9 protein-coding genes and 1 pseudogene are annotated in these 25,612 nt (G+C 39.6%); all 10 read right to left on the reverse strand.

Translation table 11 applies throughout. The annotated features are described in order from the left end of the window. Window positions 1-3: 3 nt before the first annotated feature. The 10 genes and pseudogenes from G7050_RS15085 to G7050_RS15125 all read right to left on the reverse strand — a co-directional run bounded on the left by G7050_RS15085 (window position 4) and on the right by G7050_RS15125 (window position 25,557). On the reverse strand, window positions 4-2,874 hold the full coding sequence (locus tag G7050_RS15085; RefSeq protein WP_255499172.1) for a glycoside hydrolase family 2 protein: 2,871 nt from the start codon (window positions 2,872-2,874) through the stop codon (window positions 4-6). Between the two features lie 7 nt (window positions 2,875-2,881). Then, entirely contained in the window at window positions 2,882-6,136 is a 3,255-nt protein-coding gene (locus G7050_RS15090) for a glycoside hydrolase family 2 TIM barrel-domain containing protein (RefSeq protein ID WP_166116919.1), read from the reverse strand. A gap of 33 nt (window positions 6,137-6,169) precedes the next feature. Continuing rightward, window positions 6,170-10,621, reverse strand: a complete 4,452-nt coding sequence (locus G7050_RS15095; RefSeq protein WP_166116921.1) for a malectin domain-containing carbohydrate-binding protein — start codon at window positions 10,619-10,621, stop codon at window positions 6,170-6,172. A 14-nt stretch (window positions 10,622-10,635) separates the two neighbouring features. Beyond that, complete coding sequence (locus G7050_RS15100) at window positions 10,636-13,281, reverse strand: glycoside hydrolase family 20 zincin-like fold domain-containing protein (protein ID WP_255499319.1); 2,646 nt, start codon at window positions 13,279-13,281, stop codon at window positions 10,636-10,638. A 165-nt stretch (window positions 13,282-13,446) separates the two neighbouring features. Then, complete coding sequence (locus G7050_RS15105) at window positions 13,447-15,474, reverse strand: glycoside hydrolase family 127 protein (protein ID WP_166116924.1); 2,028 nt, start codon at window positions 15,472-15,474, stop codon at window positions 13,447-13,449. Between the two features lie 4 nt (window positions 15,475-15,478). Continuing rightward, on the reverse strand, window positions 15,479-17,647 hold the full coding sequence (locus G7050_RS15110) for an alpha-rhamnosidase (protein ID WP_166116926.1): 2,169 nt from the start codon (window positions 17,645-17,647) through the stop codon (window positions 15,479-15,481). A gap of 4 nt (window positions 17,648-17,651) precedes the next feature. After that, on the reverse strand, window positions 17,652-19,487 hold the full coding sequence (locus G7050_RS15115; protein WP_166116928.1) for a right-handed parallel beta-helix repeat-containing protein: 1,836 nt from the start codon (window positions 19,485-19,487) through the stop codon (window positions 17,652-17,654). 14 nt (window positions 19,488-19,501) lie between these two features. Further along, window positions 19,502-20,350, reverse strand: coding sequence for a sugar phosphate isomerase/epimerase family protein (locus G7050_RS18045; protein WP_370521986.1), 849 nt, complete (start codon window positions 20,348-20,350; stop codon window positions 19,502-19,504). A gap of 21 nt (window positions 20,351-20,371) precedes the next feature. Beyond that, window positions 20,372-24,118: pseudogene (locus G7050_RS15120) on the reverse strand (family 78 glycoside hydrolase catalytic domain); the annotation flags it as partial. Continuing rightward, the gene (locus G7050_RS15125) at window positions 24,115-25,557 is read right to left on the reverse strand and encodes a glycoside hydrolase family 140 protein (protein WP_166116932.1); all 1,443 of its coding nucleotides are present in this window, start codon (window positions 25,555-25,557) and stop codon (window positions 24,115-24,117) included. The pseudogene G7050_RS15120 and the gene G7050_RS15125, both read right to left, overlap by 4 nt. Window positions 25,558-25,612 lie beyond the last annotated feature (55 nt).

Genomic DNA, 25,612 nt, shown 5'->3' on the forward strand with positions numbered 1-25,612 from the left:
CTTTTACTTTGTTTCGAATTTCAGATAAATACTGTCTTGTTGCAAACCTGTTACCCATTGAGCCTGAGAAGAAGGACCTACTAAATCGGTCGCATTTACTTTATTTCTGACAGCAGGAATTACTTTCAATACAGAAATTCCACTTTGAGGAATGGTGTATAATAAGGCATCCCGACCATCCCGAGGGGTATATACTCCCAGATAATTATTCTCGTTACTATTACCTAAGCTGATAACTCCTTCGCTGGTATTGATATCTGCCCACTTCCAATTATTGAAATAGCCTTTAAATTCGGGATAAAGAAACGATTCTCCGGGAATAGGATCATTATAATCATTCTTCCATATTCCGAAATTTGTACCGTGAATGCGGTTTTGCCATACTCGATAAGGACCTTCTCCCAACCATTGTTTGGATATTACTTGATTTTCGGGGTAATCGAATTTTATACCCATCAATTCGACTACTCCTTCGTATTGATAACTGTAATCTAATCGAATAGTTCCGTCTGATTTTATAACCCAGTGTGCCTGACGCATATTCCCGAAATAATCGGCAGTAATTGTAATACTATCTAGTGTATTTTTAAATGTAAAATTTGTCAGTTTATTTTCTCCCGAAATATCAGTATAGATGCGTTCTTTGCTTCGTGCTTCGGCATCGTCATGATTATAGAAAATATCCATTGAACGGTCGCCACGGCGGGCTGCAATGAATCTTGGTCCATTACCAAAAGAAATATCTTTATTGTTTTGTTTTACAGAGCTTAATTCTCCATTTTTTTTGCAGAATGTCAATACTGTTGAACCTGCTGTTACGATAAGGTTATCTGTCTCTTCTTTTACCGATAAGTTGGTTTTTCCTTTTGAGAAGGAATAGTACTCACTCGGTTTTTTCCATTGCCAATCCCATGTCCAAAGTTCCTCATCGGTTGGACTGTAAGCCGTTAAATATAAAGCATCAGCATTTTTCCAATTGGATGGGAGATTGATTTTTAATACACCTGATGTATGAGGAGCAACATCAATACCTTTGATATTATCTGTTTTGATTATTTTCTCTTGCTGTCCATCGAATGATTTAAGTTTCCATACAAATCGGCAATCTTTCAGATTCGTAAAATCGTATCTATTTTCTATGGTTAGAGTACCGTCAAAATTATCGGACAGGGTAGTATTCATTATTTGTATAGGTGACCATACCTGTTTCACTGTATAAAAGCTTCCCTCTTTTTCGTGATGAGGGCCTACAATACCGTCTGCTCCATAGTTTCCAACATTATCGATACGTCCGTTTTGATCTGTTCTTACAACTCCTTCGTCTGCCAACATCCAGATGAAACCGCCCGAACAGCGAGGATGCTTACGCATCATTTCCCAATAATCCCAAAGTCCTGCTCCTGCTCCGCCATCATATAGACCATGTAGAAATTCGGTAGGCATAAAAATTTCGGGTTTACGCATATACTCCTGACTTTCTCCATACGAACGATAATGCATGGTTTCGAATCCACCGAAGTTTTTTTGAGGATGCAAAACGGGTCTTTTCTGCGGATCTAGTGGTGCAAATTCTTTGTCTATTTCGAGATTGTGACCTCCTTCGTTTCCGTTTGCCCACCATGTTACAGATGGATGGTTTACATCCCTTTTTATCATTTCGTGAATCAGTTTAGTTCCTACATTACTGTCATACATGCCATGCCATCCGGCAAGTTCTACCATTACATATAAGCCTAATTCGTCACAAGCTTTTAAGAAGTCGGGATCGGATGGATAATGAGACAGGCGAACTGCGTTCATGTTCATTTCTTTGATGAGTTTTACATCATCATAATTGTCTTTTTTGCTGAGTGTTCTTCCAGTTTCAGGACGAAAACTATGACGGTTAACTCCTTTTATCATAACCTTCTGACCATTGACATATAAACCATCACTTACACGAACTTCAATTGTTCGAAAGCCAAAACGTTCGGTCACAGTGTGCAGTATTTTATTGTTTTGCATTAATGAAAATTTCATGTAATACAGACTGGGTGTTTCAGGCGTCCAATTCTTTATATTATCGAATTTCCCTTTGATAATAGCTTTATCTGATCCTCCTGTGATGGGAGTTTCAATATTCTTACCGATTGACTTTCCATCTATATCAGTCAACTCAGCAACCACTTTAGTATTGTTGCCCATTGCTAAACCTAGAAATACATCTGCATAAAAACTGCCGTCTGCATTTGCGTCAATAGCTGTGCAATCTATAAACTGAGCGGGAAGTGCTTCAACAAATACAGGGCGAAAAATGCCTCCGAAGTTCCAATAATCGGCTCGTCTTTCAGCCATGTTCACACTTGGGTTTGCTGATTCTTTACTGACAGTTAGTTCAAGAGTATTCTCTTTTTCTCCGAAAAATATTCGGTCACTGACATCACTTTTAAAACGATAAAATGCTCCTTGATGAGGGTATCCGCAACGACGACCGTTGATTTGAGCTTCAACATCGGTCATTACCCCATCAAATACTATGCGAACTGTTCGTCCTTCCCATTCTTTAGGCAGCTTAAATTTATATTTGTATTTACCTTGCTCGTTGGCTATTCCTGGAGGATTGGGTTTGCCATAAAAAGGCATTCCATATTGATATGTGCCAAAACCTTGCAACTCCCAACAAGAGGGCACAGGAATAGTTGTCCATTTGCCACTGTTGCGTCCATCGGTACAGAAAAACTCCCAATCGACAGTGTCATCTGAACCCCTTCCTGATAAATATTGAATACCTGTTTCGGTAGCATTAAATGTTTGATTTTTATTTTGTGTTTTTATGTTTTGTGAAAGAAGTATTCCGCAGAATAGCATAAAATAAAATAGTTGTTTTTTATTCATAGTTTTTTCATTTCAAAGGTTCGATAACAAATTTCAATTCATGTGTTTTTTTCTCGACAGCATATTTCTTTAATACTCCCGGTCCGCAGCTGCTATTTCCAAGTCCCAACATGATAGCATCGAGAGAAAGTATCACTTCTTCTCGTGGTTTCAACAAATAAGCATGAGTAGCAGCATCCAAATCTCCTGCCGTAAAATGCAATGCAGACCCCGACATATTTTCGGATAAGGAGGTGATTGAAATACCTTTTCCGTTTTTATCGGTTAGATTTATCCATCGAATACCTTCCTTATTGCCTGTTTCCTGTGGATGCGGATACGGTACATATTGGTCTGTAACGGTACTTGAATATACTCCAATGGGGCAACTTGTCTTCCGATCCGAATAGTTTTCGTAAGGGCCGTGACCGTACCATTTTATATTTTCTAAATCAGAATTTAAAGACATAACTACTCCTAATCGAGGAAGTTCTGGTAATTCTTCCGAAGGGGTAAACTTATTATTTACCTCTATAGTGCCATCACCATTTATTTTCCAGAGACATTCATGTATGAATTTTCCATTTTTAGAAAGGCTTTCGGCAATAGTTTTAATAATGATATATGAGTCATTTTCCTCGATTATTTCGGTTGATTTTACTACTCGCTTGAGACTATCCAAGCCTTGCTCTTTCCAATCTTTGGCAAGCCAGTTACCAAAGCCTTTATCATTGTCAACAGGAGCACGGTATCCTTGAAAAATTAGAGGGGAAACAATCATTTCTATGCCATTATATTTTAACGAAGAAAGATTGCCATTTAAGATATGAAATATAGCAGAAAAATCTTTTCCCTTAACTTCAATTCTATCGGCATATCTATCAATTTTAGAGATAGATGTTTTATCTCTTAACTCAGCTACATCTTCTCTAATACCCATATCGAACTGTTCAAATCCTATTTCAAATCCTTTATCAGCCCAAAGCGTATTTTCTTTCAGATGAAAGCTTACTCGTAACCAATAATCTGAATTAGGTTTAACTTTGATAGGTTTTATCGGCAGATGTATATCGCGTTTCGCTCCTGCCTCAAGATTTAAGTTAGTAATTACACCTTTTTGTATAGTGTCCCCCTCAGTAATTATTTGCCATCTCATATCATATTCGTTGAGGTTTATATGATGATTGCGATTGGTGATAAAAACCGATGCTTTATTTTTATTTAAAACTAAAGGTTCGATAAATATAGGCTGATATACTTTTTTTACTTCAAAATATTTAGGAGTTGTTTCACGTTCAGCAAATACGATTCCGTTGAAACAAAAAGCTTTCAGATTGGGTTTGTCACCGAAGTCACCTCCATACGCCATAAAGCGGATGCCGTTTTCGTCGGTTTTGTATAGCCCCTGATCTACCCAATCCCATATAAATCCTCCTAGCATCCTTTTATTAGAATATATTTCATCCCAATATTCTTTGAAATTTCCTAGAGCGTTGCCCATTGCATGAGCATATTCACTTGTAAGCACAGGGCGATTATCAACCGTATCTTGGGCGATACTAAGCAGACGTTCCCAACGGGCATTTTCGGCACGTTCTTTATCTTCCCCTGCCTTGATATTCGGATTGAGGTATTCTTGCTCTACTCGTGGATAAAACCGACTGATTACATCTACCGTCTTGGGATCGGTAGGCGTACCTTGTGCCCCTTCGTAATGAATAAATCGGGTAGGGTCGAAATCTTTCAACCAAGCTGATATAGCAGCAAAATTAGGTCCATAACCTGATTCATTTCCCATCGACCAACATATGATTGAGGGATGATTTTTGTCTCTTTCGGCCATACGAATGGCTCTATCCATAAATGCAGCATGCCAAGCCGGATCACTTGCCAGTTGTCCCCTTAAACCATGTTCCTCTATATCGGCTTCGTCCATTACATACATCCCGTATTCGTTACAGAGTTCGTACCATTGCGTATTGTTTGGATAATGGGCTGTACGAACTGCATTGATATTAGCTTGCTTCATGAGGATAATATCCTGTTTCATCCGCTCATAACTAATGCTTCGTCCTGTGGACGGATCGTGTTCGTGACGATTTACTCCACGTAAGCGAACAGGGTTTCCGTTAATCAAGACTTGCCCATCCTTTATTTCTATGCTACGAAAACCAACTTGAGTACGAACGGTTTCTACTACTTCGTCTCTGTCATTTACCAAACTCAATACTAAAGTGTACAGATTGGGTGTCTCGGCTGTCCATTTCAAAGGATCAGATACATTGGCTTCTAACCATGCAAATTTAGCAGCACCCCGTTGAGGAGCCCTGTCATTTATTATTGCCGCTTTGTAATCGGCATTGAGTACGGGCAGAGCATCTTGTTTGAGAGCATCTGTAATTACAGGTTTGTTTTGTGCATCATACAGTTGTGCCTCAATATTCCAACCCTCTAGTTTGTTTCCTTTGTACGATTTCAGTTCGGGTTTTATTTGCAGGCTTGCATCTTTGTAGTCTTTGTCTAAAATGGTTCTTACCGCAAAATCCGAAATACGGACATCGTTTGTAGAGTATAGAAATACTTCCCGGTGGATACCGCTTGTCCGCCACATATCCTGATCTTCGAGATAACTGCCGTCGCACCAGCGATACACTTCTACTGCCAATTGGTTTTTTCCTTTTTGAACGTAATCTGTTATATCAAACTCGGAGGGTTCCATACTTCCCTGGCTGTATCCTACCTTTTTGCCGTTAATCCACACATAAAAGGCACTCTGTACTCCTGCGAAATGTATAAATACACGGCGATCTTTCCAGTTCTGCGGAAGATCGAACGAACGCCGGTACGATCCCACCGGATTGCGTTCTTTAAAAGCCGTATAATCGGCTTTAGGCTCTCCCATTACACGGGGAGGGTCTATTTTAAAAGGATATCCTGCACTTACATAAATAGGGGTGCCATAGCCTTGCATCTCCCAATTGGACGGTATAGGAATGGTTTTCCATGGACTGTCATTAAAATCAGTTTGGTAGAAATCCAAAGGTCTTTTATGAGGCGTATCTACCCAGTGGAACTTCCAGTTTCCGTTTAGCGATACAAAATACGGCGACTTCTCCCTGTTGCCCGACAAGGCTTGTTGGGTATTGGCAAAAGGAATAAAACTGGCTCTGGCATCTTCTCTGTTTATCTCCAATACCGACAGGTTTTCCCAATCGGGTTTGTTGTATTGTGCAAAAACCGAAAAACTGGCTATTAGGAACGATATAATTAAAAGTTTTTTCATCTTGTATCTCTTATCTTGTAACTCGTAAATACCTTATTGCATATCTAAACCATCGAACCAAAGTCCGTTAAGATTTTCTCCGCTGATCACTACCCTGTAATGACCCGCATTGATATAAGCTCCCGTAGTAGTGCTTACCATACGCCATTTTTCGGGAGCAGACGGAAATTGTATATTATCTTCCCGCATCACCCTGTCATCCGAAGCCAATACTTGAATTTTAGCAACGATAGGTTCTTTAGTCACGTTCATATACTTGAAACGGAGGGCGTAAACTCCGGCTAATCCCGGTGAGATAGTCCATGTAATGCTGTGTTCGCCTTTTTGTTCTATCTTCATCCCGTCTTTTTTACGATGGTTCACTTTTGCCCATCCTTTACCTTTGGTAATGGCTTCTTGTGCTCCGTAAGCAATTTCGGGGCGAAGATTTGGTTCCTCTATCCAATCGATCTGAGGAACGGCTACTATCGGTTTATTTCCACTGACAGTAATAGTCTGATTTTTAGGATATGATTTCTTCACAAAACCGGTATCTTCCTTGATATAAATATCAGCATTGTCGGTCAGGCTGAAACTGATCTCGTTAGAACCTTTGTTCGGAATTATATATTCTGCTCCGTATAATAACGGAGGAAGTGTTTTGAACTCCTTGCCTGTATCCAACCACGATTTTTGCGTACCTCCTTTTATATCAGTAATCAGTTGAGGCGATTGTGGTGCAGGTTTGATACTTTGATTTGTAGATGCGATAGCAACAGCCGAAAGAATGGCTTGCCCTGCGGTTGTATTCGGAAAAGATATTTCGAGTAATCCGTTTTTAGCCGAGGCTTTTACTGTCTTTTTCAGTAATCGGTCGTGTCCTGCCTCTTTCCAAATATCCAGATTTTTTAATACGGTGTCTCCACTTATTGCCACATCAAAGATTCGGTAGCCTTCACAATCCATGCTTCTATCTGTACCCCACCAAGGTTCTATAAAATACATCTCTACCAGATATTCGCCATCGGGTAGGGGGAACTGGTATTTCAGTTTGTCCCGACCATATCGGAAGGTCTGAAACAACTCCCAATCCTTAGTACCCTCAATCGGGTCTTTTGTAACTCGTTGAGAGGCCAAAAAGTTAGGCAAGCTACCAAATTGGTCAGTCCACGAAAGTGAACCCCAGTAATTTCCGTCTTTCTTATGAACATCGGCAGCCCAAAGGTTTCCGTTTTCATCCATGAAGTCACCCCCTCCGCAGTTGACACGGTATATATAATTATATCCTTTTTGTGGTAAGGTTTGATTAACTAGATTCTTATATAGCTTGCCAAAATCGGGCGATTGAGGCAGGTTCTCCATAATAATATAATCCTCTGCAACGGCTTTCCCGTCAACATAGCCAACAGCATACAGTACATTATACCGAATGTCCGCATTATCCCATTGAAAGTGCGTACCTATTCCTCCTCTGGTACGTTTGCCGAGCGAAACTGATTTCACATCGTTGAAAAGCTCCACTTCGTCACAATTTGAATATACGATGATACCGTCTTTCTTGCCTGTTTCCGTCCAGCGATTATTCCAAGTATGCGAAACCAGATAAACCATCGGTGATTCTTCTTTCGATATATAATTAGAGCGGTACATGTAATACACATCCAAAGGTTCTTCCCACGGAGTAACTAATCCTTTGTAGTTGAAAGGTCCTATGCGGTCTATATCGCGGAAGCCCTCTTCATTTTGTATTCTACCTGGGTTGTCGTGCGAATTGTATATCCATTGGAACTGCCCGCAAACGCTGTCTTTGGCCTGTTCTGCCAGGCGGATTTTCATTTCCATGAGTTGTGTCATTCTATCTTCGCTGAAAATTCCGTCTTGTTTGAAACCGCCTTCGGTATGTAATCCTATACTTCTCCATGCACCGTATTCACCGTTTAGGAGTTGTTCTTTTTTGCTGAGTTCTTTAGCGTATTTGTAAGGATCGCCTCCATAAGTTCCCGACCAGTTTTGCACTACATTCCAGTCTGTTCCCGTACCTCCGTTACAGGTTGTAACCAAGCGTTGTGAAGGTGAAGTGGGATCCATTTCACGTATAATTTCAGTACACTCTTTGGCAAAATCTTCGGGCAGTGTGCTTTCGTTTTGTAATCCCCACAAAATGACCGAAGGGCACGAACGTCTTTCTTTTACCCATTCGCGAAGATTGTTCTTAAAGTTCTCTCTGAATTCGGGTGTGTCGTACCATACGTGGGCAGATAATTGTGTCCAGAAAAGCATTCCTGTTTTATCCCATATATTCTGATAGATAAGGTTATGAGGTTGATGTGCATCCCGAAAAGCATTAAATCCCGCAGCTTTCATCTGGCTTATACGTGATAGTATCTGCTCTTCGCTAAAAGCGTGGCTATTTCCCAGCATATGTTCGTATTCGCAAACACCATTCAGGAATACAGGCTTGCCATTGAGGTAGAAACGTTGATCGCCATCGGTACGATAAACAGGCCACGACACCCAACGGAAACCGTAGGCGGTTGTCTCCTGATCGATGGTTTTCCCGTCTTCTTTTATCATAGTTATCAACTTGTAGAGATACGGATTTTCGGTATCCCACAAATGCGGATTCTCGATGTCTTTACTCTTTTGGCTGATGGTCTTTATTTTGTTGGGTTTTAAGGTTACTTTATCCGTAATGCGTTCTATTTGAATGCCGTCTTTGTCGACCAGTTTTTGAATGACTTCAAAAGTCCGTTTTTTTGAACTGTAGTTTTTGACTTCGGTATTTACGTTCAACGTAAATATCTTTTTATCCTTGTCTGTTGGTTCGTTATTCCACGCATGCACACCGAAAGGCTCTATCCGTACTTCGTCAGTAACAACCAATGTAACAGGTCTGAAAATACCCATCGGTTGAGAACCTTCCGAAAAACCCCATTCGGACGAACATCCCCCACATACCCATGGCGAATCGGAAATCATAGGTGGATGGTCTGCTTGAACCGCCAATATATTGGGGCGGTCAAAGTCAACAGCATCCGTTACATCTAAAGTGAATGTGGTACGCCCACCTGCATGATAACCAACCTTTTTACCGTTAACAAATACTGTAGCATACGAACCCACACCTTCAAAATATAGAAAGTATCTTTTATTTTCGCCTTGCTTTTCTACATTGAACTCTTTTCTGTACCACGCATACCCATGCTTATTTCCATGTTTTAAGCGTCTGATACCTTCGTATTTGTCCCAATTGTGAGGAACACTTACCCGTTCCCATTGAGTATCGTTATAAAGTGGATTTTCGAACCCTTTGTGGGCATCTTTGTCTGTCTCATTTACGCTAGTTTTCCAACCCTCATTCAACGAAAATTCTTTTCTGAAGGTTTCTTTATCAGGTTTAGGAAATCGGAGGAGGCTCTTGCCCATATCTTTCGAGGTAGCAACAGCTATTCCCCGTTGGTCGTTTTCATTTACTCCGCAATAGAAATGATACACCGTTCCGTTCCATTTTACGACATACGATTTATGTGCAAACAGGTTATCGTATTTTTCGGAAGGTATAATCAAATCGTCACCGTCCCAATCTGTCCAGTTGACTAAATCGTACGAACAGGCAAAGGTGTTGAATGCTTTATAAGGGCGGTCTTTGCGGAATGCACTGAAATAGAACATCACATATACATCACCTATTTTTTGAATCACTCCATCGCCTGTAATTCCTTCTTCGTGGTTTACAATGGGATTACCTTTGTAGCGTTTCCAGTTAACCATATCCTTTGACAAGGCAATGCCGATGCGTTCGGCTTTTACGTTGTTGGTAGGGTTGACACCACCCGCATTGTAATACATTACGAAAGGATAGCCCAACGTTTTGTTCTTATCCCAAATAACCGACGATTTGTATTGTGTGATATTTTCCCACCAACCTTTATCGGGGTTGAGAGGCGAAAGAACAGGTTTGTCTAAGTACTTCCATTCGTGAGCTTGGGTTATATCTCCGGGGGTGTAGGCAATGCCCTCTTCGAGCCTGCCTTGTTCGTACCCGCGACCTGTTCCTCCAAAGTACGACATCCAGTATTTATTATCGAATTTCTGAGGTTTGTAGCTTCCGCTCCACTCATAATCTATCAGGGCAATGTATCCGCCCCGTTGATTTTCGTCCCATCTGCCGCTTCCTGCTTTAGGGAATGACATTATCCGTCCAAGTGTTTTCCATTGTAGCAGGTCGTCACTTTCGGCAAGCCATGTTTCATAGCCACGTCCGTCTTTTCCTGATTTTCCGTTATAAACGAGGTATGACATATACCATCTGCCATTTTCCCGAAAAACAGTTGGACAATCCATTTTGTGCTTATTATCCGAAGGAGCAAGCACCAGCCCATATTTGAAGGGTGTTTTTACTTCTTCATATATTTTTCGCATTACATCTTTGGTAACTGTCTTTTGTGCCGACAGCAACGATATAGCGGTAATACACAGCAGCATGGTAACGAATGTTTTTTTCATGGTAGTGTAATTTATCAATAAAATAGCCAGTCGATTTTGCTCGATGCATCTTGACCTCCAAATCCTGCGTTGTGAGGGGCTATTTTTTGATTTGCATCAATAAATCCGAAAATCAGTAAAGCTCCTTTCCCCAGATTCAGCGTATTTTTTCCGGCAGGAAAAGTATAGGTGTGAATATTCACTGAGCCTCTGCCCGGAATGTCTAAAGCATTGGCTATTTTCACATCTCCTTGTCCATACTGATTGGCACTGGCATCAGTTTCCAATGTAGGAGCTTTGGCATATTCTTTACGTTCAGTATTCAGATATCCTACTAGTAGGCTGACAGGCTTTTGGCTCTCGAAAGATATAGTTGTACCTTGTTCGGCTTGTTTATCCTGACTAAAACGGATGGGTCTCATATTTTTCAGTTCAGGAGAAAAATCTCCGATTACAAAATCTTTGTCCGAAAAAACTTTTTCGCCTTTTTTGATCGTATAAGCAATGCCGTCCTTATTGTCTAATTTCACTTCAACAGGTTTTAATACATCAAAAGTCTGATTGTCAGAATTTCCATTCTTTTTGATAAACTCTACATTTTTCTTGAAGTTTGCCAATTCCGCCTGATAATGAGGAAGCAATTCTTCCCATGTTTTGTTTTTCGCATCATCGCCACCAATCGGAATACGGCGTTGAGCCGTTTGCATACTATTTGCATACAGGTAGGTATCTTTTGTTAGATTTACCAATTGCTGATAATATTCCAGACTTTTTTCGATATGAGGAATCGCCTTTTCCAGATCAGTAATTTTATTAGAATGTGTATATTGAAGTATCAGCATGGCAGCCTTTACCTTCTCGGAGAAGAAGTTGGCAAATTCCTGATAACAATACATATCGTTTTTTATACGATTAAATTCTTCTTTATTTTTTCCTATTTTAGATGCAGCTTTGTCTATGGCAGCAACGGCAGCATTGCCATGTGCAACAGCTTCCGATATAAGTTGAGGAGGAGTTTCGCCCACATGAGGCTGTTTGTTCCATTCCTTGTTCATATAATCGATTAGCAATTCACCTTCGGGTCCGCACGATTCGTGAAATCCGGGATATACTTTCCATTTAGCAGGATTTACTAATTGGCTCAGGAACATCCCCAATAATAAGGTTTGCCTGTTTCCTTCGGTGATTCCGAATTTGCGAAGTAATTTAGGAGCTATTTCTCCCGATTGCTCATAAGCTTCGAGTATGTCTTTTCCAGCTTCGCCACAATCGTACATATTGCCGATTTGTTTTGTCCAGTAGTTGATTTCATCGTTTCGGTCTCTGTTTCCATTCCACGCATAACGTGCCCACGCTTGATACCAGATCCAGTCTCTTTCTATTTCTTTTAAACGAGGATCGCTTTTGTCGGCGGTATAAGGCCAATCCCAATAAGAAGCTTGCGGATAAATATGAACTGCATTTGCCCCATGTACATTGTGCATGGCATGAACCACTTTCTGAATAAAATCAGGCGATCCCCAGCGGAAAGGCTCCAGATTAGCCAAAATATGTACATTTGAGATATGTACCGATCCCAAACTGCTAAGGTCGGTATGTATCTTAGACCACGAACCACGTGGTTCGTATGTTGTCAACGATTCACCATTGTATTTGTGCATGGTGTATAGGTTCTTGTAAAGGGGTAGGGAAGCCTCCATCACCATTTTAGCATCAGTATCGTGTGCCCTTAAAACTATCGGAGGGAGATCAGTCGTTCCCAATTTGGCTAATCCGTCTTGTACTCCCGGGATAATTGTTTTAGTGAACCATTCTAGGTCGTCTTCGTATGTATCCATCGCTTCTCCCAAGCAAACTAATAGTCCGACATTGGGATATTTTTCTATAAATGCAGCTACCGATTTCCGTGTATAATCCGATATAAGAGGAGTAATAGGGCGGCTTCTGTCTTGTGTTTTAATGCCGTGATGTTCGGCGAAAGGTTTTGATACTAAGATATTGTAAAACATTTGTATGACCCAGATACCTCTTTTATCTGCTTCTTCTGTGAGGAATGCGAACATATCTTCATTCATCTTGAATGTTTTATCGTCAACCTCTACAGCATACGGATAATCGTCCAATTTCACTAAAGAGGCAAAGGGATGTCCGTTCCATAAGTATAAAGAGTTCATTTTATTGTCAACCATCATATCCAGATATTCAATCCATAAAGCTTTATCATAGAACCAAGGGAAAGTTTCGGGAGTATAAGGATATTCGTATACAGTTCTGTCGGGCAGATAATACGGTTTTTGTACACCTACACACGAACCCCGAAGAACCATTTCGGGGTTATCGGTGATGTTGAAATTAGCAGGTAACTTTTTCTCTTCTTTGATTTGTTTTATCAGTTCAATACAACCGTACAGTGTGCCCGAAGCATCATTTCCTTTAATGTGAATAGAGCCGTTTTCGGATTTAATTGTGTATCCTTCTTTTGCCAGTGAATCGGTTTTATTCTCGCTGATGGTAATAACGTGACTGTCTTTATTATCGTTTACAGTTTTAATATAAACTGTATATTTAGCTTGTTCTAGAGCCGATTTTAATTTATCAATACCAAAGGTTACACGGGTTGAAGGATTCTCTTCAACTATGATTGTTACTTTTTCCGTTGAACACGAAATAAATAGAATCATACAAAGAACTGCAAATATTAATTTGTGCTTCATAATTTATAAATTTAGGGTAGGGGTCGCAGACCCAGTTATTATTTGAGCTAATGCGATATTTAATATAAAAGTTAAAAGTTATAACTAGCTATAAGTGTTTTACTAACCAAAGCAATAAAAAGGTCTGAGACCTTATCTTTTTAAATTCATCCAGACAGTCATATCTGATTTTCCTCTGTTTCCCCACGCATAATAAGGAATCAGTTTTATCGAATTGAGCTTTTCTATGGGAGAAACTTCACGATACAGTGTGTTGCTCCAATTATTATCTTCGATATACGCTTGTCCTTCTAAAGCCATGAATTTATTGTTATCGATATTCATTTGAATAGGAGCAAGCTTAATATCAGAAGGAATAACCACTTGAAATATATCTTGTTTCGATAAGTCGCTACTTTCCAGACAATATACAACAGGGCCTCTTTTAACAGCAATCTGATTGCGTGTTTCTTCCACCAACGGATTGGTTTCTATTAATTTGGCTTCCATAGGTAAGTTTAATTCTACTTTGTCACCGTCTTTCCAGGTTCTGTTTATTTGAGCGTAAGAACCCGATGTAATATTAGCTTCTTGTTTCTGCCCATTGACAGATATTGTTGCTCCTTTACACCATCCGGGAATACGCATCGAAAGTATAAATGATTTCTTTGGAGCTTTATCAATGGTTAATAAAACTTCCCCATCCCAAGGATAATCAGTAGTTTGAGTCACTTGGATGTTTTCGCCGTTTTTTAGATTGGTTTTTAATTGGCTTCCTCCATAAAGGTTTACATATAATCCGTCTTCCGAAAGATTATAGACATAATTTTGTACTTCGGATATAGTTCTCACCGTATTTGGAGGGCAGCAATTAGATAAGGCTATGTAAGGAATCCTACCACCTGCCCAGCGCATGGTATACGGAAATTTATCGGAAACTGCCAATGGATTTGTATAGCAAAAGTCAAGGCCATTGAGACTCACGCCCGATAAAATACTATTATAAAGAGTCAGCTCCACAATATCCGCATATTTAGCTTCCCCTGTGAGTTGAAGCATTCGCCAGTTCCAAAGTAGATTACCTATATTGGCACACGTTTCGTTGTGTGCCGTTATATTAGGTAGTTGATAGTCTCTACCGTATGATTGGTGTGTTTTTTGTACAACAGAAGGCTCATAAGATGTTCCGTTGGGAGATACTCCATCGTAAAGAGCACCGCAAGCTCCCGTGATGTATATTTTGGTATTCACCATATTGTCCCAGATCAAATTCAAAGGACGAAGTAATGATGTGTCTCCCGTCTCTGCATATACGTCTGCTACGCCTGCATACAGATAGTTTGCACGCACGGCGTGCCCAATCGCTTTGGTTTGTTGGCGGAACGGAATTCGATCCTGATTGTCGTCTGTACCGTTTTCCATCAATCCTCTGATATCAATAAGGCTCTTCGATAATTCCAGGTATTTTGGATCACGAGTAGTGCGGTACATTTCTACCACACCCATATAATGTGAAGGGCAAATTGCATTGCGAGCCAATTCAGGCGATGCCGTTTTATAGAAATTATAGAGATAATCGGTTGCTTTGACAGCTACATCCAATAAGCTGCGCTTTCCTGTAACCCGATAGTGGAGGCAGGCCATAGTCATTAGGTGTCCCATGTTGTAAGTCTCGAAGTTTAATCGGTCATCGAAAGCTTTTGCTTTTTGACCGTTTTTACGTTCTTCGATCATAACGGGTGTATGGATATATCCGTCTTCACGTTGCGATTTAGCAATAACAGGGATAATCTTGTCCATCAATGCCATCAGGTTTTTATCTCCTGTGGTAGCATATAAACTTACCAAGCTTTCGAATGCTTTGTAGAAATCGCCATCGTGGAATGGAGGACCCACGTGCGATCCGGTATCTAATCGGGCTGCAATTTCGAAATTTTTAAATGAATGGCTGATACTTTCATCCATATATGTTTTCATCAATTCGGGAGACATCGATTGTTTGCAGATTTCAAAGCGATCTGCCCAAAATCCGTTTGTCCAATGAACATCACTCATACCCACACCCGAAAGTTTGGCATAAGGACTTTGAGTGGTATTTACCAGACTTTTATTTTGAGCGACTAAGGTGAAAGTACCACTCAAAAATAGTGCGGATAAAAATATATAGCTTAATTTTCTCATTCTCTTACAGTGCTTTATAGGTTATGGTGTATTCTTTTCCTTTAAGTATTTCTACTTCGTAAGTATTGCCGCCTTTCGAATTTATAGAGGCATTTTTACAGGTCGGCTTCGATTTACTTTTGACAGTTAATATTCCTGTTCCTGTATCCGATTTTACTTTAATCTGTTTAGTATCGCAATAGACATAAATATCTCCGTTTTGGGTAGGTACTTTTCCTTCGATCCATTTCAGATCGGCCAGATTTGGTTCTATAGTATATGTTTCGTAGCCGGGAGAAGCAGGCTTTACTCCTAAGTAGTATTTTCCGAATAAATATATCGGGCTTGCTCCCCACGCATGACATAGGCTTTTGCCAAACGGACGACCATACATAGCGAAATGTTCCACTCCTTTTTCATTTGGATTGTATTTTTCCCAGAAAGAGGTAGCTCCTTCATTGAGCATTCCACCCCAATAATCACGGATTTCTTTTAATACATGATTTTGTTCTCCCAGTAAACACAATGCTTCTAATTCGTAAAAACGCATATAGGGAGTTGTGATTTTTAATGCATCTGGATTCAGCAATACATTATTTTTCACCGCATTTGTTTTATCCTGATCCAAGTAACCAAACAGAACGGCAAACATATTGGTATAGGGTGTTACCTGCTCACTTTGAACGCCGTTCTCCCGATTATGTATAAATGCGTTTTCTTTTCCTGACCAGAAAGATGTAAATAATTTTGATTTCAAATCATTAGCCAGTAAGATGTATTTATTGCTGTCTTCGGTATTATTCACAAGCTTAGCACAAAGAGCCATTGTTTCGAGGCTTCGACAGAATAGTAGTTGCTCGAAACTGACTTCTCCTGTTTTACTCATTTTGAAATCTGCCCAATCGAGAAATACCCAATCGCCCGAAAGACCTTCCATCATTCCGTTCGAATTGGTGCGTGACAGGCAATATTGCATCAAGCTTTGCATACGGGGATAAAACTGTTCGATAAAAGTCTTATCTCCTGTATATTGATAATAGTCGTACACGCCCATAAACCAATAGAAAGTATAATCCATAATGGTATTTATATGACTTGTTACCGGATCTTTACCCCTTAGATTAAGCATGGTTCTGGTAACAGAAGGCGAGTCGAAAAACAAATAATAATTCATCAAGTAGCTTTGGTAAGCATCGCCCGACCATACCCATCTGTCACGCTTGATTCCATCAATAAAAAACTCACGGGAAGTAAGGTGCATCGTATAGGCTGAAATATCCCATATTTGATTCAATAAAGCATCGTTGCATCTGAAACTACCTCTGTAATCTAAAGGCAGATATTCGTATAACATAGATACCGAATCATAGGAGAGACTGTTATCTTTTTCAATATAGACGTAACGGAACGCTTTAGAATCTTCAATAGTCAAGTCTTTCGCATTACTATTGTCAATCGGTAAACGGTCCAATGTTTCACAAGAGGCTGTCGATAGTGCTTCTTCAGGCGACTCCCCATAGTAAATATTCAGAGTTCCTTTTCCTTTCAGATTATGGAATTTCACAAAACCGAAAGTTTCTTTTCCGAAGTCAATAAGTGTACCATTGCCTTTTTGTTCTGATTTTAGGGCTGACATAGGTTCGGTTGCCAATTTGAATTTAGACGGTGTATTTTCAGGAGAATCGAAATTCCAAGAAGAAGCATTCAGATACATTGTTCCCGAAGAAGTATCCGACGCTTTGCCCGATTCGTCAATCCACTCTTTGTCTTCGAAAGTGACTTGCCATGTCTTGTCCGATTGTACGGTTTTTCCTTTTACATAGATAGCAGGAACATTTATCTGATTATGTACTTTTATATTTAAGCTGTGTTTCCCTGCGGGAATTGTAATAATAGTAGGGTAGCCCGAGATCATTTTTCCGTCCAGTTTTACATTATAACGACCTTCTGCATAGATTTTTACTTCTTCGGGTTGAGCTAGGTCTAGTTTCTTGGAAAACTCTACTAATACATAATGGCCGTCCATTTTCCAGAATGGAGGAAAGAAAGTTCCTCTTTCGGTTCTTCTGTTTTGCATTTCATTACCCAGCCATATTTCGAAATCTCCCGGATAATAAATCCAGGTTGCTTTTTGTTGGGCATTTATTGATTGTGCAGAAAAAATAATTACAAAAAGAAATAATATGTGTCTCATAGATTTACCAGTTTAATAAATGTTTGTATTTATTTTCTAATCCGGCCTTATGTTTAATGGAGTCTGCAACCATTGGTCCGTTGTTTTCCCATGTATTACCGGGACCATTAGCATTTTGCAAAAACTTTTCCGAAGGCGTCCAGTTATCTTTTACAGTAATAAAAGACGAGCCTTCATCTGTATATAAATAGAACCAATGATCGGGATCATGCACATAAGAGGGTACATAAATGCTATCTACAACATTCTCGCTGATAGTCGATTTCGATTGTACCGACAAGGTGTAAATACCTGCAACATCATACATGTGTTTTCCGTAATGATGGATATAATTGGCATGAATAAGGTTGTTTCTCATACTATTAACAGTTTTTGTCCATCCCCATCCGAGATTTATCCCCGAATACGAAACCTCACTGATTTCGTTGTGTTCGATGGTGATATCCCGCACAAATCCGGCTGCTATCCCTAAACATCCCCAGTCTTCGTTGGTAACATCAGTAATCAGATTATTAGCAATGCGTTGATGAGAACAAAGTATCCTTTCGTCTTTCGGATCGTAAGGTAAATGTGTTTCTAAAGCTTCCTCTGCAAATTTGCCTATTTGCATACCGTTTCCGGCTATGTCTCTGAATAGGCAGCCTTCGATTGTAGAATATTTAGAACCTGGAAGAATATCTACTCCGCAAGAACCAAGCTGTTCGAACCGGCAGTTTTCTATTCCGATATAATTTGTATTTTTTAGTTGAAGTGCGGCAGGAGGACGACCTATCCATCCCTGATTTTCGATTCCCTTATTGAAATTTCCCGGAACTCCCGGAGGACGTAATTTATAGGCATCAATCAGATACATACCTGCTTGTAACGGAACATGCCCTTTTTCGGATGGTCTTGTCCAAGTTGTGTTTTTTAAAGAGAGCCCTTTCATATAAATGTGTTGAACAGGGTTGTCAAGTGTTCCACAGATATTAATGAGAGTTTCTACCGCAGGAACTATAGCTTCTGTGGTGGTCATATCTTCGCCTTTTCGGGGGATGTAGTATATTTTATTTAAGGCTCTTTCGTGATACCATTCTCCAGGTTCATCAAGTAATTCAATAGCATTGGTTAGGTAAAATGCAGAATTGAATCCCTCTTTTATCATCGGTTGCGGCCATGGATGCTCGAATTGAATTCTGGCTTCGGGATTGTGAAATTTGATTCCTGCCGAATCGCCTTGTATCGTAATTGATTTTACACGCAGGTTTGCAATTGCCCACATTTGATGGATAACTAATTCTAAGCTCTCTGATTTCATTACGTTTTTTACGGAAGAAGCAGGAACCCAAAGAATTTCATTTACTTTGTCATTACTGCGGATTCTATCCATTTTTTCAAAATCCGAAACATTACGTGCCCTAGTAGCTTTTTTTCCATTAATCCAAAGTTGTCTGAATAGGAGAGGGTTTCCATTAAATGACGGAACATTCGCAGTCCAATACTTACCTTCTTTTTTCCAATTAGTAATATTGATTCCTCCGCTTAATATGGGAGTATCGCCATGAATGGCTTCTATTATGGTAGGGCTTTCTGCCGTTCCCGAATCTTCGGGACGAATAAAAACAGGTTCATAAAGAGTATAAGTACCTCCTGACATCCAAATATAGAGAGATTCATTTTTCTTGATCTTACCCAATCGACGCATATTGCGAGCTTCCCTTAAAGCATTGTGTAAGGTTGCTTTAGGCATAGACTTAGTTCCATCATTACTATCTTTTCCGTTGGGGCTGACATAGATATCGGCTCCGAAAGAGTGGAATGAAGCAAAAATGAAAACTAAAAAACTGATATGTTTAATCATAATATAGAGGGTTCTTATTTCTGCTGAAAAACTGATTTCAAATAATTGGCATTTGCTCCAAAATTTTTCTTCACATTATGAACATCTGTTGTATCACGAGAACGTTCGATAACAAGCCATCCGCTCCAACCCATTTTGTCAAGGGTTTTCTTTACTTCGGGCATATTAATTGCAGGATCATTTTCGAGCCAATGCCCGTCCGTATTACTTGCATGTATTTGAATAATACGGTCTTTTCCCAAAGTTTTCAGTTCTTTGATAATATCTCCATTACGTTTCAGTATACTTGAAAAGTTGACATAACTTCTTACAGCCGGAGATCCTATTTCATCAATCAGTTTTGCTTCTCTTTTAGCATCCAGAGATGTTTCTATACCAATAACAACTCCTGCTTTTTCGGCTTTCTTGGCAACCACTTTCATACGTTCCAAAATGATGGGATATAGTTCGGGGTTTTTAGCTAAATCGCTTTGATTTCCAAGAGGCAGAAAAGCCACCTTTACACCTAAAGCTAGCATCGTTGCAATACATTCATCAATCAATTGTTCGTAATTATCTCTATTGGCAAATGATTGTCCGTAAAATCCGGACATGGCTATAGAACTGAATTGTATACCCACTCTGTTACATTCGGAGATAAATAACTCCTGAAATTGTTTTTCGGTAAACTTATTATCAAAAGATACACGTTTACCTAAGCTGCCCATATCCAATTCCAAACCATCAGCACCTACTTCCTGAGCCAATTGCATAGCACCTACTTTCTGTCGTTTAAGCATCATCCAGTCACAAACCGAAACCTTATATCTGTTGTTGTTTACAACTTGAATTTTGGATGTTTCTGTTGTTGAAGGCCATTCCATATTCTCAATTTTAGATAATACCAGTTTGTTAGGATCAATCTGAATATGCTTAATGGCTTTTCGTCTCCATGTATATACAATATGCACCATGCCATCTTTACTCTGAATAACAGACGGATAAGAATACTGACTGATAGGTGAGTCCTCTAATATAGAGGTGGCATACCATGTTTTACCATCTTCCGATATAGCTACATTCAATGGAGTGCGGGCACCTTTTCCATTCTTTAAAGTATCATGAGGTAATACATGGTTATAGACTAATAATTGACGACCGTCTTGCAGGGTTACTGCATCTGTCCCCGAATTATTGTTGGGTAGCATTGTTTTAGCCATAGGACTCCATGTCTTTCCGTTGTCGGACGACCAAGATTCAGCAATGGCACGTTCTTTAGTTCGGCAAAGTATCTGTAGCTTTCCATCTTTATGAATTAAGATAGAAGGCTGTATGGTGTGTAATTCTACTCCTTCATTGATAGGCCCTATTTTGTACCAAATCTTTCCAAAATCTTTGCTTGCCTCAAAATGAGTCCTCCATGTACCTCCTTCGGTACTTGATGGACTAAGAAGTATTCCATTGTTCAATAAAACAGGCTTGTTTTTGACGGGACCTAAAAATCCATCAGGTAGATCAAACGGTTTTGACCAAGTTTTGCCACCATCCTGAGAGGTTATCAATTTACCGACCCATCCGCTAACATTTGGTCCTACTTTGTAGTATAATTGTAATTCTCCGTTTGGAACTTGAAACAATACAGGATTCCAACACGCATATCTTAAGGTATCATTTATAATACCGTTAGCTACATTTTGAGGCTCTGTCCATTGACTGTTAACTAAATGACTCGTCCAAATGCAAACATCGGGATTTCGCTCTTTAGTTCCGCCAAACCAAGAGGCTATCAGCTGTCCTTCTTTTGTCTCAGCAATAGTTGCTGCATGACTTTCTGGATAGAGAGCAGTTTTATTTATAAATTCATCAACTATAATCCCTTTCCTCCAACGATTGAAAGATTCTCCGTATTTACAAGTGAAAACGTATTCTCCCGATCCTATTTCGAGATTGATTCTGCCATTCTCTTCTCTTACATATTTAAGCCCTTCTACCTTAGTTATTGATTGACCGTTTTCTGTAATATCATCTCCCGAAGCAGCAGGTAACAGAATATTGGCACGGGTATTTGCCGGAATCGTAATTTTCCATGTAAAAATGCCTTTATCTAAGTTCCATTCACTTTTAGCTAATCCGTATGGTGTCTGATGAGAAGCTTTTGCATAGGTTAGATCTTCAGTAGGATTTGGCATCATCCAAAGATTTTTAAATCCTGGATAGTTTGGGTGGGGTTTGATACCTGCCACATCCTGATACATCCATGTAATAAGATCACCTAATAACATCACATGATTATGTGAATTCATTTTAGGGCTGGCTGTATCACCATTCCAAAGTTCCCAAATGGTGGTGGCTCCTTTTTCGGCCATGTATCCCCAACTTGGATAGTCTTTTTGTGAAGCGATGGTGTAAGCAACATCTGCACAGCCTCTTTTTGTCAATTCACGCATGAGCCACTGTGTGCCGATTACCCCGGTACTGATATGTAGTTTATCTGTTCTGACAATTTTATTCAGCATATTCTGGAATACAATATCTTCGTTTTGCTTATCTACAATATTGAATGCCAATGGCAGCAGATTAGCAGTAACTGTATAGTTGCCGTATTGCCCCGTCTCGCTATTATAAAATGTATTGTTGAATGCCATTCTTACATTCTCAGCCAAATCTGCATAGGTTCGAATATCCGCAGTATTATTGCTTATTTCTGCAAATTTCTGCATGAATAACAATATCTTATAGAAATAAGCAGTGGCAATAAGCTGACCATCGGTTATTCGGGCAGGGTCTTGCGACTTAATCATTTCTTTAGCTTCGGGAGGAACACACCAATCACCGTACTTATCCTTCGTCATGATGTAATCTTTCGTCATGTATTTGTCAGTCATATACGAAAGCCATTTTTTCATAGACGGATAATGCTCAACGATAGGCTGAGAGTTTCCAAATTGATTGTACAACATATCGGCAATAAACATATATGTACCCGGCCATGTCATATTATCGCTGTAATAAGTCATATAAAAAGGGGGTACTATATCCGATAACTGCCCGTTATCGAGTTGAGAATCTTGTATGTCTTTGAGCCACTTGGCATAGAGCTTTTCGTTACCGAAAATATAACTTTCACCTAAAGAACCTGTTGTGCGGTCGCCTAACCAAGGCTGTCTTTCGTCTCTTTGGGGGCAATCCAAAGGTATACCTTTGTAATTTCCACGAATAGCCCAATAAGCATTTTTATAGAGCCTGTTCAGTATATCATTGGATGATTCGAAATGACCTGTCGTTTCTAGGTCATCATAAACGACCTGACCCAGAAAGTTCCCGATAACAGGCCTTTCCGAGTATCCCGAAATTTCCATATAACGGAAGCCATGATGCATAAACGATGGTTCCCATGATTCTAAAGCATCGCCTCTCATGGTGTAAATATCGGTTTGCTTGGCACTTCTCAGATTGGCTGTAAATAAATGTCCGTCGGTTTTTAAGGTCTCGGCAAATCGCATGGATATTTTAGCTCCTCTTTTGCCTTTGATGTTCTGAATCTTTACCCAGCCTGTCATATTTTGCCCCATATCTACAATAAAAGTGTCTGCTTTCAGATGGGTAATCGAAACAGGTTTAAGTGATTCATGAACCTTCATGTTTTCGCTCATCTGAGCCGATAGTTTTCCTTCTGGAGCTTTTACTAATTCAACTGCTTGCCATTTTTTATCATTAAATCCGATCTGATTCCATTTACCCAGTTCTTTTGTAGCATCGTATTCTTCGCCGTCAAAATCATTATTCGAACGGATAGGGCCATCGGTTGTAATCTTCCATGAACTATCGCTCACTACGGTTTCTTTTGTGCCGTCTGTATACTCTATTTCTAGTTGGCAAATTAATTTAGGGTAGCCGAATGTTTTAATCTTATGTGGTTTGAAGTTCTGACGCATATTGTAAAAACGTCCGTTTCCTAAAACGACTCCTATTGCATTTCTGCCATTTTTGATTTCTTTAGTGACATCGAACGTATTATAAAGAACAGTCTTAGTATAATCGGTAGCCACAGGTGCTAATACCTGACCGCCTATTTTATTTCCATTGATATAAAGCTCGTATACTCCTAATCCAGAGATGTATGTTTTAGCCGACTTAATGCTTTTACTATTATTGAATTCTTTTCTCAAGTAACGGGCTGAGAGTCTCGACCACTGAGTTTCACTATCCCAGGGGAATACTTTATCTAGTCCTATCCATTGAGCAGACCAATCTTTATCGGATAATAGCCCAACACTAAATTTTGCAGGTTTACTCCATTCAGATTCTCCTTTATTGGTTGAAACTTTCACTTTCCAATAAATATCGGTACGGCTTTTTAAAGGAACGCCTCCATAATTTACAAAAATGGATTGACTATCGTTTACTTTTCCCGAATCCCAAATATCAGCTTCATTTTTAGCTAATTTATCAGCCGATGAAGCCATTAATATCTGATAATTTGTTTGTGAGATATTCCTCTCCTTGGAGAGAATTACCCAACTCAAACGGGGCTGAGAAGTAGCTATGCCTTCGGGATTGGTAAGCATCTCACATCTTAATCTATCTACTTCGATACTAAATACATTGGATAGACAAAATGCTGATAACAGGAGTAATATTATTCTTTTCATTTCAAGTCTATTAAATTATCTTGTACATAAAATTTCGAAGCATCTGTGATGATAAGTACCCAATCGTTTGCTGCACCATAACCCGAGTCATTGATGAATGTTTGCTTCTTGTTCTCAAATTCTCCGATAAATTCGACTTTTCCATTTCTGGGACTAAACCACCATGCTTTTTTCTTAGCTCCTGCTATTTTAGCCAGGTCAATTTCGGTTAATCTATTGGTATAGTTGTATGCTAGAATATAATCGTTGCCACGTGTGGCAATTACCCGCTCATATTGTGTTCCATTCGCATTGGTTATTACCGATTGATCAGAAATACGATCGAAGAAAGGAAATGCCAGAACCAGTTTTTTCAAGTATTTCATTTGCTGACATCCCGGATCGTGGAGTGCGTCCCACCAAGGTTTCTTTGCTCCGAATGAAGCCAGATAACCGGGGCGGAGCATTTGCATTGTAGAATTATGTCCGTATGTATGCCCGAATGATCCTGCAAATACCGACCAATAAGCATATCGGCGTACATCTTCGGCTTGCCAGTAACGTTCGTCGAAATCGTGTAAGCCGTGAGGAATATCTTCGTAAGAAGGCTCTCCGTCAAGTACCGGTTTTAGAGGTTTTTCAGTTAAGCTGCGTTCTACAAAACGCCAGTTATCTTCTTCTGTATTTTCTTCTATAGGATAATCTCCATCACCAAAGCGTTGCCCATAGCGGCGATGTCCTGATTGGAACATGTTGAAATCGAGCCACGGTTCGTTATTGAACCATGTGGTAGATATAGTACGTCCACGAGGGTGAAAAGTCATTAAATGATCAGGATCAATAGCTCTTATTGTTGTAGCAAGTGCCTGCCATATTTCGGGTTGAACGTCTCCTCTTATATCTCCCCCAATCAGCCATACTATATTGGGATATTTCTTATATCGCTCAGCTAAGAATTTTCCGTATTTTTTAGCATTTTCTGCCGATAGTTGTTTTTGTTGAACCACACTTCCCCATACACAAACAATGCCTATATACATGCCTTTAGCTCTGGCTCTTTCCACAATATAATCAACATGTTGCCAATAATTATATTCTCCTTTTCTGTCTATATTCTCGAAATTAAAACCATCAGGTAAGGCCCAATCTCCATAAACATTCATCGCAGGAACGGTATGTAAGGTCGATATTTGAACCACATTATAGCCATTCTTTTGAGTTTCATTCATAAAGAAATCCACTTCATCCCGATTAGAGCGTGAGGGTAATAACCACGCAGTTTCTCCCAACCAGAAAAACGGTTTTCCGTTTTCGTGTTCAAGGAAACGTTTATTGTCGCTGATTTTCAGCTTCCCGTTTTCCCAAGGTATATCAATCTTACTTTTCTTCTCTTGTGCATGGATAGAACCCAGTCCTAAAAATGCGAAGGCGGCTATAAGTGCTACTTTGTGCTTATTCATGTTTCTTATCTTTAAGGTCACAGACCTATTTATTAATTAAATAAGGTTGTATGCA

It is taken from the genome of Dysgonomonas sp. HDW5A (assembly GCF_011299555.1).
Classification (GTDB): Bacteria; Bacteroidota; Bacteroidia; order Bacteroidales; family Dysgonomonadaceae; genus Dysgonomonas_A.

Excerpts from the sequence above, each read along its gene's own strand:
- G7050_RS15085 (WP_255499172.1), bottom strand. The coding sequence starts at position 2,874 with ATGAATAAAAAACAACTATTTTATTTTATGCTATTCTGCGGAATACTT.
- G7050_RS15090 (WP_166116919.1), bottom strand. The coding sequence starts at position 6,136 with ATGAAAAAACTTTTAATTATATCGTTCCTAATAGCCAGTTTTTCGGTT.
- G7050_RS15095 (WP_166116921.1), bottom strand. The coding sequence starts at position 10,621 with ATGAAAAAAACATTCGTTACCATGCTGCTGTGTATTACCGCTATATCG.
- G7050_RS15100 (WP_255499319.1), bottom strand. The coding sequence starts at position 13,281 with ATGATTCTATTTATTTCGTGTTCAACGGAAAAAGTAACAATCATAGTT.
- G7050_RS15105 (WP_166116924.1), bottom strand. The coding sequence starts at position 15,474 with ATGAGAAAATTAAGCTATATATTTTTATCCGCACTATTTTTGAGTGGT.
- G7050_RS15110 (WP_166116926.1), bottom strand. The coding sequence starts at position 17,647 with ATGAGACACATATTATTTCTTTTTGTAATTATTTTTTCTGCACAATCA.
- G7050_RS15115 (WP_166116928.1), bottom strand. The coding sequence starts at position 19,487 with ATGATTAAACATATCAGTTTTTTAGTTTTCATTTTTGCTTCATTCCAC.
- G7050_RS18045 (WP_370521986.1), bottom strand. The coding sequence starts at position 20,350 with ATGGAATGGCCTTCAACAACAGAAACATCCAAAATTCAAGTTGTAAAC.
- G7050_RS15125 (WP_166116932.1), bottom strand. The coding sequence starts at position 25,557 with ATGAATAAGCACAAAGTAGCACTTATAGCCGCCTTCGCATTTTTAGGA.